Source organism: Mycobacterium sp. PTI7 (assembly GCF_056679845.1).
Map to the genome: position 1 here is coordinate 338,294 of NZ_CM155252.1, position 17,169 is coordinate 355,462.

Genomic DNA, 17,169 nt, shown 5'->3' on the forward strand with positions numbered 1-17,169 from the left:
ACCCTACCACAACCTGGAGAAACCCCTTGCGCATCAGCACTGATGAGGCGCACGGTATACACATGTTCACTCAAACCCCGAAGCTGCGCCTCCGCGATCGAGTGCTGCGCTCGTCGCTGGTGGACCTCCTGACCGGACCCCACGGCGTCGACCGCTACACCGAGCTGGTCGAACCCACCTGGACCGTCGGCGACGCCCGCGCCAAGGTGGTCGCCGTTCGTCGCGACACCCCGCGCAGCGTCACGCTGACGCTCGAACCGAACGCGGTATTCACCGCCGGCCCGGCGCTGCTCGCCGGCCAGCACGTCAACCTGACCGTCGAGGTCGACGGCCGCCGGTACACCCGCTGCTACTCACCCGCGAGCGGCGAGAACCGCCGGCTCCTCGAGCTGACGGTCGGCGTGCACGACGGCGGCATCGTCTCCCAGCACCTCTACCGCAGCGCGCGGCCGGGCATGGTGGTCGGGCTGGAGGGTTCCGGCGGCGACTTCGTGCTCCCGGCCGTGCGGCCGAAGCGGATCCTCCTCGTCTCCGGCGGCAGTGGCATCACCCCGGTGATGTCGATGCTGCGGACGCTGATCGCCGAGGGGCATGCCGAGCAGCCCGGAGCCGAGATCGCGTTCGTGCACTACGCCCGTTCCGCGAACGAGGCGTGCTACCGCGACGAGCTGGCGGGCCTGCACGGAGTGCGGGTGCTGCACGGCTACACCCGCAGCGACGACGCCGGCGACCTCACCGGCCGCTTCGGTGCCGACCACCTGGCGGCGGCGCTTCCCGACGCCGACGCGGTGTTCGTCTGCGGTCCGCCCGCGCTGGTCGACGCCGTGCGGGAGATCTGCCCGGACGCGATGTGGGAGAGCTTCGTGCCGCCGGTGTTCGCCGTGCCGACCGAGGTGTCCGGCGGACAGGTCACCTTCGCCGACAGCGACGTCGACGTCACCGACGACGGCCGGTCGCTGCTCGAGCAGGCCGAGGCTGCGGGCCTCACGCCCGAGAGCGGGTGCCGGATGGGCATCTGCCACACCTGCACGCGCCGCAAGACCAGCGGCGCCGTGCGCAACCTGATCACCGGCGCGGTGTCGACGGCCGACGAGGAGGACGTGCAGATCTGCGTCACGGCTCCCGTCGGAGACGTCGAACTCGCGCTGTAGACAACGCTTCCCGACGACGACCGAAGACCTACGAGAAAGGATCAGCCATGACTGCCATGCTCGACAGGACCACCGGCAAGACCACCGACGAGACCACCGAGGACGTCGCCGAGGCCACCCCCGAGGTGACCCGCAGGGGCGGCGTCAGCAAGACCGTGAACGGCGAGACCGTCAGCCTCACGCCCGAGCAGGTCGAGGCGTTCGGCAAGGAACTCGACGCGATCCGCGAGCGCGTGATCGACGATCTCGGCGAGCGCGACCTCACCTACATCCGCAACGTCATCAAGGCCCAGCGTGGCCTCGAGGCCGGTGGCCGTGCACTGCTGTGGGCGGGCGTGCTGCCGCCGGCATGGCTGGCCGGCACCGCCATGCTCGCCGTGTCGAAGATCCTCGACAACATGGAGATCGGGCACAACATCATGCACGGCCAGTACGACTGGACCGGCGACCCGGCGCTCGCGAGCCGCAACTTCGAATGGGACTCGGCCTGCCCGAGCGAGCAGTGGCGCCACTCGCACAACTACATGCACCACACTTACACCAACATCGTCGGCATGGACCGCGACGTGGGCTACGGCATCCTGCGCATGAGCGAGGACCAGAAGTGGGTGCCCTACTACCGCGGCAACCCGATCTACGCCTTCGTCCTGATGGTGTTCTTCCAGTACGGCGTCGCGCTGCACGAACTCGAGACCGAGCGCATCCGCTCCGGTGAGATCTCGATCGTCGACAAGCGCGAGATCGCGGCGGGCATCTGGAACAAGGTCAAGCGCCAGACGCTCAAGGACTACGTGGCCTTCCCGCTGCTGTCCGGCCCGTTCGCGCCGTTCACCCTCGCCGGCAACGCGACCGCGAACCTGATCCGCAACGTGTGGTCCTACGCGATCATCTTCTGCGGACACTTCCCCGAGGGCGTGCAGGAGTTCTCGGTCGAGGAGACCAAGAGCGAGTCCCGCGGACAGTGGTACTTCCGCCAGCTGCTGGGCTCGGCGAACCTGACCGGCGGCAAGCTGTTCCACCTGATGAGCGGCAACCTGTCGTTCCAGATCGAGCACCACCTGTTCCCGGACATCCCGGCCCACCGGCACGCCGAGCTGGCGCCCGAGGTCCAGGAGATCTGCGAGCGGTACGGCCTGCCCTACAACAAGGGACCGCTGCCCAAGCAGTTCGCCACCGTGGTCAACAAGATCTTCACGCTGGCCCGCAAGCCGTTCTGAGAGTGACCGCGACACTACGGTTGTTGACGCTTCTCGCCGAGAATCCGTCAACAACCGTAGTTTCGGCGTCGGTGACCGTCAGGTCTGACAGACCGGACACCAGAAGGAGATCCGTTCACTTCCGGTGACCTCTGCCCGATCCGACAGGACCGTCGTCCCGCAGCGTCGACACGGACGCCCGACCCGGCCGTAGATCCACAGATCTCGGCCGGGTCTGGTGTCTCCGGTGGTGGTGCGATTGACCCGGGAGCGGTTCAGCCACAGCATGTCCCGCGCGCGCTGGACCATCCGCAGCGGATCCTTCAGCTCGCCGACCGGGGTGGTCGGCAGCCGGCCCATCACGAAGCACAGCTCGTTGGCGTAGACGTTGCCGACGCCCGCCATCACGCGCTGGTCGAGGAGCGCCTCGGCAAGCGGCCGCTCCGGGTCGGCGGCGAGGTTGGCCGAGGCCACCTGGGGTTCCCAGTCGGGGCCGAGCAGGTCGGGGCCGAGGTGCGCCACGGATTCCATGTCGTCGGCGCGCTTGAGGATCTCCAGCACGCCCAGGTCGACGCCGGCGGCGCGGGAGTCGGCCGTCTCCAACAGGATGCGGACCTTGTACTCGGGCACCCGGCGGATCTGACCGCCGACCAGCCAGGAGCCGTCCATCTTCAGGTGCGAGTGGATGCTCGCGTCGCCGGCCCGGATGAACAGATGCTTGCCGCGGCTGAGTACCTCGTCGACGACGCAGCCGGTGAGGTCGACGGTCGCGAACTTCGGCACCCGCACGTCGCAGCGGGTCAGCGTCTTGCCCTCGAGTGCCTCGCGCAACTTGGTCGCCGTGCGATAGACGGTGTCGCCTTCCGGCATTCAGTCCCCGTTCGTCTCTGCCGCTTTCGAAGGACGCTACAGGCGGGGAGTTCCGACACCGGGACGGGCGAGTGCGCGCACCGCCTCGTCGACGATCCGCCCGACCAGCGGGGCGGCGTCCTCCACCCCGCTGACGAGGTCGACGGCCTCGCCCGCCCAGACGGGGAGGTAGTCGGGGTCGCCGCGCTCGACGCCGGCGGCGTACTCGGCCTTGGCCCCGGCATCGAAGCGCAGCGCGTCCTCGCGGCCCTGCCACGCGTCGGTGAAGCGGTTGCGCAACGTGCGGGCGGTGAAACGATGCGGCCACGGCGAGTCCCGCACCACGTCCAGCACCCGGTCGCGCGTCGTGTCGGCGGCCGTCGCGGCGACGATGGCGTCGGCCTCCGCGGCGGTCAGCACTGCGTCGTGGGTGGCCTCGAAGCGCGTCCCGATGACGGCCCCCGCCGCGCCCAGGACGAGTGCGGCCGCCAGCCCCCGCCCGTCGGCGATGCCGCCGGCGGCGAGCACCGGCGTGGCACCGGCGACGTCGACCACCGCGGGGACGAACGCGAGGGTGCCGCGACCCTCGCCGTGGCCGCCCGCCTCGGAGCCCTGGGCCACCACGGCGTCGGCACCGACGTCGAGCGCACGCCGGGCGTCGTCGAGGGTGGTCACCTGGACGAGCAGCGGGATGCCTGCGGCGCGGACGGCGTCGGCGAACGGCGTGGGATCGCCGAAGGAGAGCATCACCGCGGCGGGGCGCTGCGCGATCACCCAGTCGACGGTCTCGGCGTCGACGGCCCAGGCCAGAAGCCCGACACCCCAACCCTTGTCGGTGCCGGCGCGCGCCAGTGCGCACTCGCGCTCGAGCCAGTCGCGATCGCCGCTGCCGATCATGCCGAGGCCGCCTCCCTCGGTGACCGCCGCAGCGAGTGCTCCGCCCGCGACACCGCCCATGGGTGCGAGCACGACGGGATGGTCGATGCCCAGGAGCGTCGTCAGTGCAGTGGTCAGGGCCATGGGTGCACTGTAGGCAGTGCGCTCAGGCGGGGATCGAGGAGAGTCCCCGCGCGACCTTCTCGTGACGGTGCTGCCGCTCCACGACGGCGAAGTAGAACGCGTACGCGAACGCGCAACTGGTGAACAGGCTCGAGACGAAGAACAGCCACGGCCGCCGGATCCCGCGTCGGCGCCCGTCCCAGATCGTGAACAGCGGCAGCAGGATCACGTTGATGATCGTGTAGTCCTGGCTGGCCGACGCGGCCGCCGGGTTGGCGTATCCCAGCACGATGAACTGCTGCCAACTGCCCGGTCCCCAGATGGGGTTGCCACCCTCGACGGCGTACTGGGCGACGAACTGGTGGTTGAAGTAGTAGCCGAGGCCGATCGACACGACGCCGACGACGTACAGCACGATCTCCATCGCGGAGAGCGCCGGTCCGCCCGCCGGCCGGGCGAAGATCTGCGGATTGGCCCGAACGATCCAGGCGATGACGGCGATGCCGAGAACCAGATGGACGATGAGCGAGATCACCCGGTCAGTATGGAACGAGGACCATCCGGTTTCGTCATTTTTGCCGTTTCGGCGTCGGGGTCGTCGACTGCGCGGATGCGGCGGCTCAACGAAGCCGCAGCCCGCGAGGTGTTCGCGCAAAGCCTGCCGCCACCAATGCATCTGCCACCAGTGCCAATGCGGGATCGTTCGTCGAATCCAGCACCGGCAGCCCATTGACCTTCTCGACGAGCAGCGCCTGCAATCGGCCCGAGCTGACCAGGCCGACCAGCGCCGTCGCCGCGGCGGTGAGGGCCTCGGTGTCCTCGGAGTAGGACAGCAACGTCCGCCCACCGCGCTCCAGGAACCACACCAGCTCGCCGTCCACCAGCACCACCAGTGCGCCCGCCTTGCGGCCGGGCCGGTGGGTGCCGTCGGCGGGCCACGGGAGCGTGGCGCCGTAGGGGTTGGCCGGGTCTGCCGCGGCGAGGACGACGGCCTGATACGCGCGGGTGCCCGAGTCGACGTCGTCGAGGTAGGTGCGCAACCGGTCGACGGTCGAGGCCACCGCGAACTGCGCGCCGCCCAGCGACTCGACGAAGTACCCGCGCTGGCAGCGACCGGCCTCCTCGAATGCGCTCAGCACCTTGTAGAGCATCGCGAAGCCACCGGGCACGCCCTCCGCCGCACCCTTGGTGAGCACGCCGTACCGGCTGAGCAGGAGGTCGGCCTGGAAGTGCGTGCGGATGGTGGAGTCCGGTTCGGCGGCGGGCAGTGCCGACCACCGTCCCGCGACCGTGGTGTCGGTGGTCCTGGTCTGCGCGTGGGCCACGCTGTAGCGGCTGAGCCGCGGCGCCCGCTGCTGCTTCTGCCGGTGGGCGCCCCCGCCCCGGCGGCGGCTGCCGCCGGTGAGCACGGCGCGTACCGGTGCGAACGTGTCGCCGGTGACCCAGCCCGCCCAGACGAGTTCCCACAGCGCCTTCTTGACGGCGTCGTCGGCCGCACCGAGCTGGCGGAAGAAGTAGGCGCCACCGTTGCCGAGCGTCGCCATGATCTCGCGGTGGGTGTCGGTGAAGTCGATCTCGGCGGGTGCGGCGAGGCTGAGCGGCGCCGAATCCGCGGTGTGGAAGGCGATCCAACCGTCCGACCCGGCGATCGGACCCGCCCCCGACCACGTCACCTCGCCCGTCGCGAGCAACTCGTCGAGCATCGCCGGCTGGTAGTCGCGGACCCGCGGCGCGAACACCAGCGGTTCGATGGCCGACGCGGGGATGGGCACGCCGGACAGCTGATCGATGACCCCGGCCAGTCCGTCGACGCCGGAGTTGCGAGTGGAGCCGACCTGCTGCCACGCGGGCAGGAACCGCGCGTAGGCCGCGGTGCTGACGGGCTCGACCTGCGCGCGCAGCGCCGCCAGCGACCGGCGCCGCAGGATCTTGAGAACGTCGGCGTCGCACCACTGCTCGCCGACGGGGTCGGTGTACTCGCCCTTGACGAGCTTGCCGTCGACCGACATCCGGCCCAGCACGTCGGCGGTCACGCGCAGGCCGAGGCCGAACCGGGCTGCGGCGTCGGCCGTGGTGAACGGTCCGCGGGTGCGCGCGAAGCGGCCGAGGAGTTCACCGAGCGGATCGTTGACGGATTCGGTGAAGCTCAGCGGTATGCCGACCGGCACGCCGATGCCGACACCGTCGCGCAGGAGGCCCATGTCCTCGATGGCCACCCACCACGTCTCACCGGCGAACGACACCGTCAGCGCACGGCGGGCCGCCCGCAGCCCCTCGAGCCAGCCGTTGACGTCGGATGCGGTGGAGCGTTCGACGACCTCGGCCTCGGTAAGAGGGCCGAGCAGGCGCAGAAGGTCCGCGACGCCCTCCGCGTCACGCGCCTGCCGGTCCTCGGCGAGGTGCTGTAGCTGCCTGTGGGTCGACTCTATGACGGCGGGGTCGAGCAGCTCGCGCAGTTCGATGCGACCGAGCAGCTCGGACAGCAGCACGCTGTCGAGTGAGAGGGCGGCGGCGCGGCGTTCGGCCAGCGGGCTGTCGCCCTCGTACATGAACGCGCCGACGTAGCCGAACAGCAGCGAGGCGGCGAACGGCGACGGCGTGGACGTCTCGACCTCGAGCACGCGGATGCGCCGCGAGCTGATCCGGTTCATCAGGTCGATCAGCGTCGGCACGTCGTAGACGTCCTGGAGGCACTCGCGGACGGTCTCGAGGACGATCGGGAAGTCGGGGTACTTGCGGGCCACGTCGAGCAGTTGCGCTGCCCGCTGCCGCTGGTGCCACAGCGGGGAGCGCTTGCCGGGGTGGCGGCGTGGCAGCAGCAGCGCGCGGGCGGCGCACTCGCGGAACCGGGAGGCGAACAGTGCCGAGCCGCCCACCTCGGCGGTGACGATCGGTTCGATCTCGTCGGAGTCGAACACGAACAGCTCGGCGCCGGGTGCGGCGTCCTCGGTGTCGGGGAGCCGCACGATGATGCCGTCGTCGGAGGCCGTGGGCTTCTCGTCGATGCCATAGCGCTCCCGCAGGCGCCGGCCGACCGCCAGGGCGAGCGGACCGTGCACGCGGAGTCCGTAGGGGGAGTGCAGGATCACCCGCCAGTCGCCGAGTTCGTCGCGGAACCGCTCGACGAGGAACGTGGTGTCGGTGGGCACGGTGCCGGTGGCCTCGCGCTGCTCACTCAGGAGCTGGAAGAGGTTGTCAGTGGCGAACTCGTTGAAACCCATGGTGGCGCAACGCTCGTCGAATTTCTCGCGGTTCAACCCGGCGAGCTGGCCGGTGAACTCGCCGATGGCCGCACCGAGTTCGGCGGGCCGGCCGACGCCGTCGCCGCGCCAGTAGGGCAGGCGTGCCGGCTGCCCGGGGGCCGGGACGACCAGCACCCGGTCATGGGTGATCTCGGTGATGCGCCAGCTGGTGGCGCCGAGGGAGATGACGTCGCCGGGGCGGGACTCGTAGACCATCTCCTCGTCGAGTTCGCCGACGCGGGAGGGCTTCTCGGTGTCGGCGTTGGTGGCGAGGTAGACCGTGAACAGACCGCGGTCGGGGATGGCGCCGCCGGAGGTGACGGCGAGGCGCTGCGCGCCGGGGCGTGCGGTCAGCGTTCCCGCGTCGCGGTCGTAGACCAGTCGTGGCCGCAGTTCGGCGAACTCGGTGGACGGGTATTTGCCGCTCAACAGGTCGAGCGTCGCCTCGAAGGCGCTGCGCGGCAGCGTCGCGAACGGCGCGCTGCGACGGACGACCTCGAACCAGCGGTCGGCGTCGATGGGCTCCAGGGATGCCGCCGCGATGGTGTGCTGGGCGAGGATGTCGAGTGGGTTGGCGGGCACCCGCATGGTCTCGATCTCACCGGTGAGCATGCGCTGCACCGTCACTGCGCAGTCGATCAGATCGGTGCGGTGCTTCGGGAACAGCACGCCGCGCGACACCTCGCCGACCTGATGGCCCGCCCGCCCGACGCGCTGCAGGCCGCTCGCCACCGACGGTGGGGCCTCCACCTGGATGACCAGGTCCACCGAGCCCATGTCGATGCCGAGTTCGAGACTCGACGTCGCGACGACGGCGCGCAGCCGGCCCGACTTGAGGTCGTCCTCGACGATCGCGCGCTGCTCCTTGCTGACCGACCCGTGGTGCGCCTTGGCCAGCAGCGGTTCGGCACCCGAGGCCTGCCCGCTGGCCATCACGTGGGCGGGCGCGCCGCCGGCGACCTTCGGGTTCTTCTCCAGGGACGGTTCGGCGCCGGTGCGTTCGGCGTAGATCTCGTTGATGCGGGAGGTCAGCCGCTCGGCGAGGCGGCGGGAGTTGGTGAACACGATCGAGCTGCGGTGCGACTCGATGAGGTCGACGATGCGTTCCTCGACGTCCGGCCAGATCGTGTTGTTCTCCAGGTTCGCCATGTCGGGCACCGGCACCTGGACCGAGAGGTCCCAGGACTTGCCGGATGCCGGGGCGACGATCGACGTGGGCGCAGCGCCGGACAGGAACCGTGCGACGTCCTCGGGTGGACGGACGGTGGCCGACAGTCCGATGCGCTGGGCGGGCGCGTCGAGCAGCTGGTCGAGCCGCTCCAGCGACAGCGCGAGGTGTGCGCCGCGCTTGGTGCCCGCGACGGCGTGCACCTCGTCGACGATCACGGTGGTGACGTCGGTCAGCGACTCCCGTGCCGCCGACGTCAGCATCAGGAACAACGACTCCGGCGTGGTGATCAGGATGTCCGGCGGCTTGCGGATCAGTTCGCGCCGCTGGGCCGGCGAGGTGTCGCCGGAGCGGACGCCGACCGTGATCCTCGGCACGGGGAATCCCAGCCGCTCGGCGACACGCGTGATGCCGGTGAGCGGGGTGGAGAGGTTGCGCTCGACGTCGACCGCCAGCGCCTTGAGCGGCGACACGTACAGCACCCGCGTGCCGGGGGCATCCTCACCCGCCGCGGGGGGCTCGGCGGCGGCGAGGCGGTCGATCGCCCAGAGGAACGCGGCCAGCGTCTTGCCCGACCCGGTGGGGGCGATGACCAGCGTGTTGTCGCCGCCGGCGATGGCTGCCCAGGCCTGCGCCTGAGCTGCCGTGGGCTCCACGAAGGTGCCCGCGAACCAGTCCCTGGTCAGCGCGCTGAACTGCGCCAGGGGATCGGTCGTGGTGGCCATCTGTCCATGGTGCCTGGCCCCACCGACACGGGGTCGGCGGGACGTGTGTCAGCGGACGTCGGGAGAGACCGCGGCGGCCAGTGCGGCGGGGATGTCGGGCATGCGCGAGATCGCGTCGAGCAGGGCGTGCGCGCAGGAGTCCGCGACGCGATCGCCGTCGATGGTCGGATCCATGACCCGCTGCCGGCACAGCTCGAACGTGTAGGCCAGCCAGCCGTAGATGACGACCCGCAGGTCGCGCTGCAGTGTGTCGTCCATGTCGGCGCCGACCGCCTCGGTGATGCGGGAGGTGATCCGGTTGGCCTGCCGGTCGTTGTCGAGGTCGTCGATGCCGCGCAGCACCGGATCGGACCGGCCCATGCCCATGTAGGCGGCCCACGCGCCGTGCGGATGCGCCTCGTCGTAGTGGACGTAGGCGAGCACGCCGGCGCGCAACTGGTCGAAGAGGCTGTCGCCGGGCCGCGGGGGAGTGTTCGTCGCCTCGAAGAGCCGCTCGCCCTCGGCACGCACGACGGCGGCGAAGAACGCCCGCTTGTCGGGGAAGTAGTGGTACATCAGCGCCCGCGACACCCCGGCGCGTTCCGCGATCTCGTCGATGCGGACCTCGTCGTAGGGACGCTTGCCGAACACCTCGACGCCGAGGTTGAGGAGTTCGTTGCGGCGGTCACCGGGGGACAGCCGCCTGCGAGCCGGTTCAGCCATGACCCGATCCTATTGATGGGCACGTGTGCAAGAAGCGGGGGAGGTCGATGCTTGTCCGGGGAGGCGCCGTGTCGTTGGGACCGAACTAGCGACCTGGCGGGTCACTCTCGACCGATTCCCCGACCACGGGGATCTGTCCGTGGCGGACGGCATCGCCGATCGAATCCTGAAGCGCCGAACACGTGATGAAGAGTGGTCGATCCCCGCTCGCGCCGAGGTGCTGGCAGTCAGCGCGCTCAGCGCAAACAGCCATCGACGCGCGGTCCCATTGGACGCTGGTTTGGTTCCAGCTGCTCTTTCGGACGAGGACATCGGCGGTGCACCGCCGGCACTGCACCGGTCTCATCGGAATCTCGGCGAGCCGATTGTCTGAGCGGACGGTCATCCCACTGGTTGCGACGAGCCGCTTCTGGCTGCCATGTCGTCGGTGATCTGCTTCATCCACGCCTCGCTCGGGCGAGTGGTGTCCAACTCGAACTCGAAGCGGTCCACCATGTCCGGGGTGACTGCGTCGGCGTCGACGTAGAACTGCTCGTACCAACGACGCAACTGATACACCGGTCCGTCTTCCTCGACGAGCAGTGGATTGTCGATGCGTGTCTTGTTGCGCCAGATCTCGACGTCCTGTTCGAAACCCATCTTGACGAAATCGCCCAGTGCGACGGCCGTCTGGATGGCGAGGTCTTCGGGAAGGAATTCCGACTTCTCGACGACGATGCCGTACTGCAGGACGAAGGAGTTGGCGTCGATGGGATAGTGGCAGTTGATCAAGACGGTGCGCTGGTCCATGCCTTCGTAGTGGTACGTGAGGTCGTCGATCATGAACGAGGGACCGTGGTACGAGGCCAGCGACGTCGTTCCAAGCATCTTGACCCCTTCGGGATCCTCGAGGTCGGGACGTGCACCGCTTCTCATGTACTGGGTGGCGATGTGACCTTCGAAGATGTTCTTGAAGTGGGTGGGCAGTGACCCGTGAATGTAGAAGAAGTGCGCCATGTCGACGACGTTGTCGATGACTTCACGACAGTTCGTCTCGACCACGGTGGTGTACCAGTGCCAGTCGGTCCAGTCGTCGCTCGTCGCGCCCTCGATCCGCGGGATGGTGACTTCCGGCGGCGGTGGCTTGCGCTCGGAATCGTTCCATACGAAGAGCATGCCGTCTTGTTCCAGGGTGGGCCAGCTGGCGGTGCGAGCCAGGCGGGGGGCGCGGCGGCTATATGGGACTGCCTTGCATCTGCCGTCACCGCCCCACCGCCAATCGTGGAACGGACACGCGATCTCGTTGCCCTTGATGGTGCCCTGAGACAGGTCGCCGCCCATGTGTCGGCAGTAGCCATCGAGGACGTTCAGTGTGCCGTCCCCGCTGCGGAAGACAACCAACTTCTGACCGAATGCGTTGACCTGATGCGGAGACCCGTCGCTGAAGTGCTTGGTCAGCCCGAGGCAGTGCCAACCGCGGGCGAAGCGTCGAGGTGCACCGTCGGATTCGATCAAGCGCACGTCGTCCTGCAAGTGTCCCGAACTCATCGGACCGTCCTTTGGAATTGGCTGTGGGGTCGGCTCCCATGGATTCAACCGCCCGCGAGAAGTGTTGTGGGTGCGGTGTTCCGCTCAACAGGACATCGACGTCACGTAGCTCCGGAGCTGCCCTACGTTTTCGTGTGTGACGACTGCGCATTCTTCGACGATTCCCAACGGGTTGCCCGTCAGCGATATGACCGTGGACATGCTCGTGGTCGGTGCCGGCACCGGCATGGCCGCCGCGTTGGCAGCACACGAACGGGGATTGTCGGTGCTGATCGTCGAAAAGTCCTCAGTGGTGGGGGGATCGACGGCCCGGTCAGGCGGGGCGCTGTGGTTGCCGGCCAGCCCCGTGCTGACAGAGGCGGGCGCCGGTGACACCGACGCCCGCGCCCGGACGTACTTGGAGTCCGTCGTCGGGGGGACGGCGCCAGCATCTCGGGCCCGCGCATTCCTCGATCAGCTCGCCCCGACGGTGGACATGTTGCGGCGTACGACGCCGATGCGCCTGTTCTGGGCCAAGGACTACTCGGACTATCACCCCGAGACGCCCGGCGGATCGGCAGCGGGACGCACGTGTGAGTGCCGGCCGCTGAACACCTCGATACTCGGTGAGTATCGAGCGCGGTTGCGCCCAGGTGTCATGGAGGCTCCGGTCCCCATGCCGACCACAGGCGCCGACTACCGCTGGCTGAACCTCATGGCACGGGTTCCGCGGAAGGGATTGCCGGTCGTCGCGAAGCGTCTGGCGCAAGGTATCGGCGGATTGCTGCTGGGGCGGCGCTACGCCGCCGGCGGACAGGCCTTGGCGGCGGCGTTGTTCTCCGGAGTGCTGCGCGCCGGAATCCCGGTGTGGCTCGACACCAGCCTGGTTCGGTTGGTGACCGAGGGCGGCAAGGTCACGGGCGCGATGGTGGAACGGAATGGACGGGAGTACGCCGTCACCGCGGCACGTGGTGTGGTCCTGGCGGCCGGTGGATTCGACCACAACATGGAGATGAGGTGGAAATTTCAGTCTGAGGCGCTGACGTCGCACGCCAGTTTGGGCGCCGACGGCAACACTGGTGACGCCATTCGCATCGGCCAGGACATCGGCGCCGCGATCGACTCGATGGAGCAGTCCTGGTGGTTTCCCGCAGTAGCGGCCCTACCCGGCGCGGCGCCGGCGGTCATGCTGGCGGAGCGCTCACTGCCAGGATCGATCATCGTCGACCAGTCCGGTACCCGCTTCACCAACGAGTCCGCCGACTACATGTCGTTCGGGCAGCGCGTCCTGGAACGAGAGCGCAACGGCAACCCGGTGGAGACGATGTGGATCGTCTTCGACCAGCAGTACCGAAACAGCTACGTTTTCGCCGCGGAACTGTTCCCGCGCATGCCGATTCCTCAGACCTGGTACGACGCGGGCATCGCCGTCAAGTCCGACGGCCTGGGCGAGCTGGCGGCCGCAGCCGGATTGCCGAAGGACGCGTTCCTCGACACGGTCGCTCGCTTCAATGACGGCGCGTTCGCTGGAGACGACCCCGACTTCCGCCGCGGTCAAAGCGCCTACGACCGCTATTACGGCGACCCCACCGTCACCCCGAACCCCAACTTGCGTCCGTTGCTCCACGGGCCCTTCTACGCGGTCAAGATGGTGCTGAGCGACTTGGGGACGTGCGGCGGGTTGCGCGCCGACGATCGAGCCCGCGTGTTGCGCGAGGACGGCAGTCCCATCGAGGGCCTGTACGCGCTGGGCAACTCGGCGGCCAACGCCTTCGGGGCCACCTATCCCGGTGCGGGGGCGACCATCGCGCAGGGCCTGGTCTTCGGGTACATCGCCGCAAAGGATGCCGCCGGGGGTTAGGTCTGTCCGTCTTGTTCCGCGAGTATCTGCTGCTCGATTTCATTCCAGAAGCGCGGGCCAACCCCGGCGGCGCCACCGGAGCGTTCGTAGGCCTCCGCGGCCGCGTCGAGATCGTCGATCATTTGCTGCGCCAGGTCACGCTCGTTGGCGTAGTACCGCATCGACCATTGCAGTGCCAGTCTCGGGTACGCCCACGCGTCGAGCGACTCGGCGCCATGGGCATCGGAAGCCGCCTGTCGTTGCATCTTCTCGGCGAAGGCGACGTGCTCGTTGAGTAGCGCCTTGAGTTTGTCGGCGCCGGCCAAGTGCCCGAAGGCCACCCGCAGCAGAACGCCGTGCTTCAGCACCGGGGGTTCGGCGGGAGTATCGTTCGCCCACCGCGTCACGGCCTCGAGTCCGGCAGCGGTGATCTTGTACAGGCGGCGGCTGCGCGCGCCGTTGTCGTGATCGAGCCGAGAGGTGAGCAGGCCGAGCTTCTCGAGTTTTTTCAGTTCGGTGTAGATCTGGCTGAACGACGGGCTCCAGTAGAAGTACCGGGTGCTCCATTCGGTCACCTTCTTGACGTCGTACCCGGACAACTCGTCCTCGTACGACAGGATCGCCAGGATGGCCCAGCTAGTCGCGGCGAGTGCCGCGTTCGTGGAGGGCTCGTCGGCGTCCATTGCCGCAGCTTAACAATTGGGGTGGTCACTCGAGACGGACGCCGACCGGTGGTCGGGACGGTGTGTTGCGGGCCCGCGCCTCGGTCGGCGACGCTGCAAACACCACCGATCGAGACGGAGATTCATGAGCCATGTTCAGACACATCAGTTCGACGACGGTGCGCTCAGCGCGCCGGATGCTCGGACTATGCGGGCGGTCCTGGGCCACTTCTGCACTGGGATCGCGGTGATCACCGGGCACGATGGCAACCGCCCTCACGGCTTTGCGTGCCAGTCGGTGACATCGGTGTCGTTGGAGCCTCCCTTCGTGTCCTTCTGCCCGGCGAGCACGTCGTCGAGCTGGCCGCGTATACGCACGGTCGGCTCGCTGTGCATCAACGTCTTGTCCGACGCACAGCGCGCCGTGTGCGCCACCTTCGCGACATCCGGCGTCGACAAGTTCGCAGGCGTGTCCTGGTCGGTGGGCGCCAACGGCGCCCCGGTCCTCGACGGCACGCTCGCATCGATCGAGGCGAGCGTCGAGTTCGAACACACCGCCGGCGATCACACGATCGTCGTCGCGAGGGTCACCGGCCTGCACGCGCACGAGGGCAGAAATCCGCTGCTGTTCTACCGCGGCGGATACGGCGGCATCACCCTTCATGCCTGAGCCTCGTAGCTTGGCACAGCTGTACGAACCATTGACCAGCGCTGTGCGCGCGCTCATCGATGTGACCATCCGCACCGAGGCAGACGCGGCGACCGTGTCGAAGGCAACGCGACTGGTCGACGCGGCGCGTGAACTTCTCGGTGTGGACGTGATGCCCTCGTCGTTCGGTCTGCGTGGGGTCGGCGACGGGCAGGGCAGCGCGTGGGGCAACGTCGCGATCGGTATCCGCAATCCGGTGGCGCCGCCGCTGGTGGTGCACCACGAGCCCGATGGCGAAGTGTGGACGGAGTTCAATCTCGGTGCGGCGTACGAAGGTCCGGCCGGGCATGTACACGGGGGTGTGTGCGCGCTGGTGCTCGACCACGTGCTCGGCGCGACTGCGCATCAGCCGGGGCGCCCGGCGTACACGGGCACGCTCACTCTGCGATACGAGCGCGGCACCCCCCTGGGTGCGTTGCGGGCCCGCGCCTGGGTGCAGCGCGTCGAAGGCGCCAAGACGTTTGCCGTGGGGGAGATCGCCGATGCCCACGGAGTGACGGTCCGCGCCGAGGGCATCTTCATTCATCCCAAGAAGCAACGGAACACAGCCGGGAGAACATGATTCGAGTACGACACGGAGATTCTGCTTGCTTCTCGACATTCGTAGACGGTGGGTCGACGAGTCAGAAGGCGTGCATGGGCGCGACCCGGTAGGACGCGCGGCGCGCGCCCTACCGGGACCGTCTGCGACCGAGGCGTTACCGCGATGTCACAGGAGGGTGCTGACGACGTGGAGGTTGACCGTCCTCACGGTGTCTCCGTTGTAGGGCTGGAAGATCTGGAACAGATTGAATCGGTGGTCGGTGACGAGCACCTGGAACGAGTCGGCACCCCCTGCGGAGGCGAACGCGGCATTGGGTGTGTAGGTGAACTCACCGGTCAGATCGTCGAGTTGTACCGTTCCGTGGGTGGGGTTCCCGACCACGACGTAGCGAATGTCCGGCCGCACCACCGTTCCCGTGAGCACGCCGTTCAACGAGCCATCCGCGTTGAAAGTACTGACACTGGTGACGGTGCCAGTGACACCCTTGAGGTCGCCCGTGCCGCGCTCTGACACCAGAGTGGCGAAGGACTGTTCGCTCGAACCGCCTTCGAGGAGGGTCCCCTCGAAATCGAGGACCACATTGCCCGTCCCTAGTCCGTCGATCGTCACCTCGCCCGTTTCAGTCCCTCGGTAGAAGGCCACGCTGAAGTCCTCGGGCCGGAGATAGGCGCACGTGTTGTCCACGGCCGCAGGCGCGTGCCAATTGTCGCCCGGGGACTCGCCCAGCACCGCCGGATTGGTGAAGGCCAACCCGATGAGGCCGGGCTCCGGCGCGCACGTGCAGTCGGTGGGCACCGCTGCACCGGCATACACACTGGCTCGTATCTGGACCGCCTTACCGAGTTCGTCCGGATCGACCGCATCGATGTTTCCCGTGATGACGCCCGCGGAGTTCTGCTGGGTGGCCACGTCGACGGACGTGACGGTCGGCGACTGGTTGAAGAAGTTTTGCCGCACGAACGCAACGACGGCCCAGAGGAACGGCAACTGGCCAGGGGGAGCCACTGGCGCCGTACCGATGAACGGACTCAGGATCGCATTGACCAAGCCGGTCACGATGGTGGTGACGATCGCGAACGGCGTCGACGGCACCGCGGGCACCGAGGGCACGAGCGTCGGCACCGTTGTCAGAGACGAGTTCTTGCCCGAGGTTTGGGTCAACGCGGGTGATGTCGACGGATCGGGCGACGCCGTCTCGATCGCAATCAGCGACGCACGCCCCGGAGCGGGAAAGGACTCTGCGGTGGACTTGGCATCGGTCTGCTGGGCAGTGGCAGTGGACGAATGCCCAGCGGCTCCGGTTGTAGCCGCCCTCGGCGACGAGGACGGCGAATCCTCCGGCGATGGCGATGTCGACGGGGTTCCGGTTTCGATGGTCGACGCAGTCGGAAACGCAGGGTCGTCGCTCGCGGGCGCCACCGAGGGGTCGGGCGGAGTCACCGGGACGGACGGTTCGGTGACCTCGGCGAGGGCGGCCTCGGTCGACGCCTTCTGCGACCCTCCGCTACTGCTGATGGTCACCCCCGGTGCCACCTCGACCGTCGACGAGGTCGCTCCCGCCGCGGCCGCCATGCCGGCTGGTGACGCAGTCGGCTCGGCCCCCGCGCCTCGACTCGACGTGGGGCCGGTCACGCCGACCAATGTCGGCGTAGTGACATCAGAGTGGCTGCTCTGCAACGTGTTCGATACCGACTCAGGCGAGCTAGCTGTCGCCGCGGAGGACGGCTCACTGGGCGACGAGGACGAGGTCGCGTCGTCAGCCGCGGCTACTCCGTGCCCGGTGGCCACTGCGACGATCAGCCAGGTAGACACTGCCAGTCCGCCGTAACGACCGGTTCGTGCCGCTGCGCTGGAGCGACGCCGGCGCCGCTGACCC

The 17,169-nt window shown here is 68.5% G+C and carries 15 protein-coding genes; 7 read left to right on the forward strand and 8 right to left on the reverse strand.

The annotated features are described in order from the left end of the window. The first annotated feature begins 62 nt into the window (after window positions 1-62). Together AC1MEY_RS01620 and AC1MEY_RS01625 are read left to right on the forward strand one after the other, a co-directional pair. The gene (locus AC1MEY_RS01620) at window positions 63-1,151 is read left to right on the forward strand and encodes a flavin reductase family protein (protein ID WP_480229009.1); all 1,089 of its coding nucleotides are present in this window, start codon (window positions 63-65) and stop codon (window positions 1,149-1,151) included. Between the two features lie 47 nt (window positions 1,152-1,198). After that, entirely contained in the window at window positions 1,199-2,368 is a 1,170-nt protein-coding gene (locus tag AC1MEY_RS01625) for a fatty acid desaturase family protein (protein ID WP_480229010.1), read from the forward strand. A gap of 78 nt (window positions 2,369-2,446) precedes the next feature. On the opposite strand, the gene nei2 is transcribed toward AC1MEY_RS01625, so the two are convergent. The 5 genes from nei2 to AC1MEY_RS01650 all read right to left on the reverse strand — a co-directional run bounded on the left by nei2 (window position 2,447) and on the right by AC1MEY_RS01650 (window position 10,032). Next, a complete protein-coding gene (nei2, locus tag AC1MEY_RS01630) occupies window positions 2,447-3,217 on the reverse strand; it encodes an endonuclease VIII Nei2 (protein ID WP_480229011.1) in 771 nt (256 codons plus the stop codon). 36 nt (window positions 3,218-3,253) lie between these two features. Then, on the reverse strand, window positions 3,254-4,216 hold the full coding sequence (locus tag AC1MEY_RS01635) for an NAD(P)H-dependent flavin oxidoreductase (RefSeq protein WP_480229012.1): 963 nt from the start codon (window positions 4,214-4,216) through the stop codon (window positions 3,254-3,256). Window positions 4,217-4,238: 22 nt separating this feature from the next. Further along, the gene (locus AC1MEY_RS01640) at window positions 4,239-4,730 is read right to left on the reverse strand and encodes a DUF2834 domain-containing protein (RefSeq protein WP_480229013.1); all 492 of its coding nucleotides are present in this window, start codon (window positions 4,728-4,730) and stop codon (window positions 4,239-4,241) included. 85 nt (window positions 4,731-4,815) lie between these two features. Further along, window positions 4,816-9,330: an ATP-dependent helicase gene (locus AC1MEY_RS01645; RefSeq protein WP_480229014.1), complete on the reverse strand. Its 4,515-nt coding sequence runs from the start codon at window positions 9,328-9,330 to the stop codon at window positions 4,816-4,818. Window positions 9,331-9,378: 48 nt separating this feature from the next. Further along, window positions 9,379-10,032, reverse strand: a complete 654-nt coding sequence (locus AC1MEY_RS01650) for a TetR/AcrR family transcriptional regulator (RefSeq protein ID WP_480229015.1) — start codon at window positions 10,030-10,032, stop codon at window positions 9,379-9,381. A 139-nt stretch (window positions 10,033-10,171) separates the two neighbouring features. Between AC1MEY_RS01650 and AC1MEY_RS01655 the strand changes: the two genes are divergently transcribed. Then, the gene (locus AC1MEY_RS01655) at window positions 10,172-10,405 is read left to right on the forward strand and encodes a hypothetical protein (RefSeq protein WP_480229016.1); all 234 of its coding nucleotides are present in this window, start codon (window positions 10,172-10,174) and stop codon (window positions 10,403-10,405) included. An 8-nt stretch (window positions 10,406-10,413) separates the two neighbouring features. On the opposite strand, the gene AC1MEY_RS01660 is transcribed toward AC1MEY_RS01655, so the two are convergent. Further along, on the reverse strand, window positions 10,414-11,559 hold the full coding sequence (locus tag AC1MEY_RS01660; RefSeq protein ID WP_480229017.1) for a 3-ketosteroid-9-alpha-monooxygenase, oxygenase component: 1,146 nt from the start codon (window positions 11,557-11,559) through the stop codon (window positions 10,414-10,416). A gap of 187 nt (window positions 11,560-11,746) precedes the next feature. Here AC1MEY_RS01660 and AC1MEY_RS01665 point away from each other — a divergent pair, with 187 nt between their 5' ends. Beyond that, window positions 11,747-13,399: a 3-ketosteroid-delta-1-dehydrogenase gene (locus AC1MEY_RS01665; protein WP_480229018.1), complete on the forward strand. Its 1,653-nt coding sequence runs from the start codon at window positions 11,747-11,749 to the stop codon at window positions 13,397-13,399. On the opposite strand, the gene AC1MEY_RS01670 is transcribed toward AC1MEY_RS01665, so the two are convergent. Then, entirely contained in the window at window positions 13,396-14,061 is a 666-nt protein-coding gene (locus tag AC1MEY_RS01670) for a PadR family transcriptional regulator (RefSeq protein ID WP_480229019.1), read from the reverse strand. The genes AC1MEY_RS01665 and AC1MEY_RS01670 overlap by 4 nt on opposite strands. 187 nt (window positions 14,062-14,248) lie before the next feature. Between AC1MEY_RS01670 and AC1MEY_RS01675 the strand changes: the two genes are divergently transcribed. Then, window positions 14,249-14,710 carry a flavin reductase family protein gene (locus AC1MEY_RS01675; RefSeq protein WP_480229020.1) on the forward strand — a complete coding sequence of 154 codons (462 nt, stop codon included), beginning with the start codon at window positions 14,249-14,251 and terminating at the stop codon, window positions 14,708-14,710. Next, window positions 14,703-15,311: a PaaI family thioesterase gene (locus AC1MEY_RS01680; RefSeq protein ID WP_480229021.1), complete on the forward strand. Its 609-nt coding sequence runs from the start codon at window positions 14,703-14,705 to the stop codon at window positions 15,309-15,311. The genes AC1MEY_RS01675 and AC1MEY_RS01680 overlap by 8 nt, the downstream gene beginning before the upstream one ends. Before the next feature lie 147 nt (window positions 15,312-15,458). On the opposite strand, the gene AC1MEY_RS01685 is transcribed toward AC1MEY_RS01680, so the two are convergent. After that, complete coding sequence (locus AC1MEY_RS01685; RefSeq protein ID WP_480229022.1) at window positions 15,459-16,385, reverse strand: Ig-like domain-containing protein; 927 nt, start codon at window positions 16,383-16,385, stop codon at window positions 15,459-15,461. On the opposite strand from AC1MEY_RS01685, the gene AC1MEY_RS01690 reads away from it, so the two are divergent. Next, the gene (locus AC1MEY_RS01690) at window positions 16,351-17,121 is read left to right on the forward strand and encodes a hypothetical protein (RefSeq protein ID WP_480229023.1); all 771 of its coding nucleotides are present in this window, start codon (window positions 16,351-16,353) and stop codon (window positions 17,119-17,121) included. The genes AC1MEY_RS01685 and AC1MEY_RS01690 overlap by 35 nt on opposite strands. The last annotated feature ends 48 nt before the right edge of the window (window positions 17,122-17,169 follow it).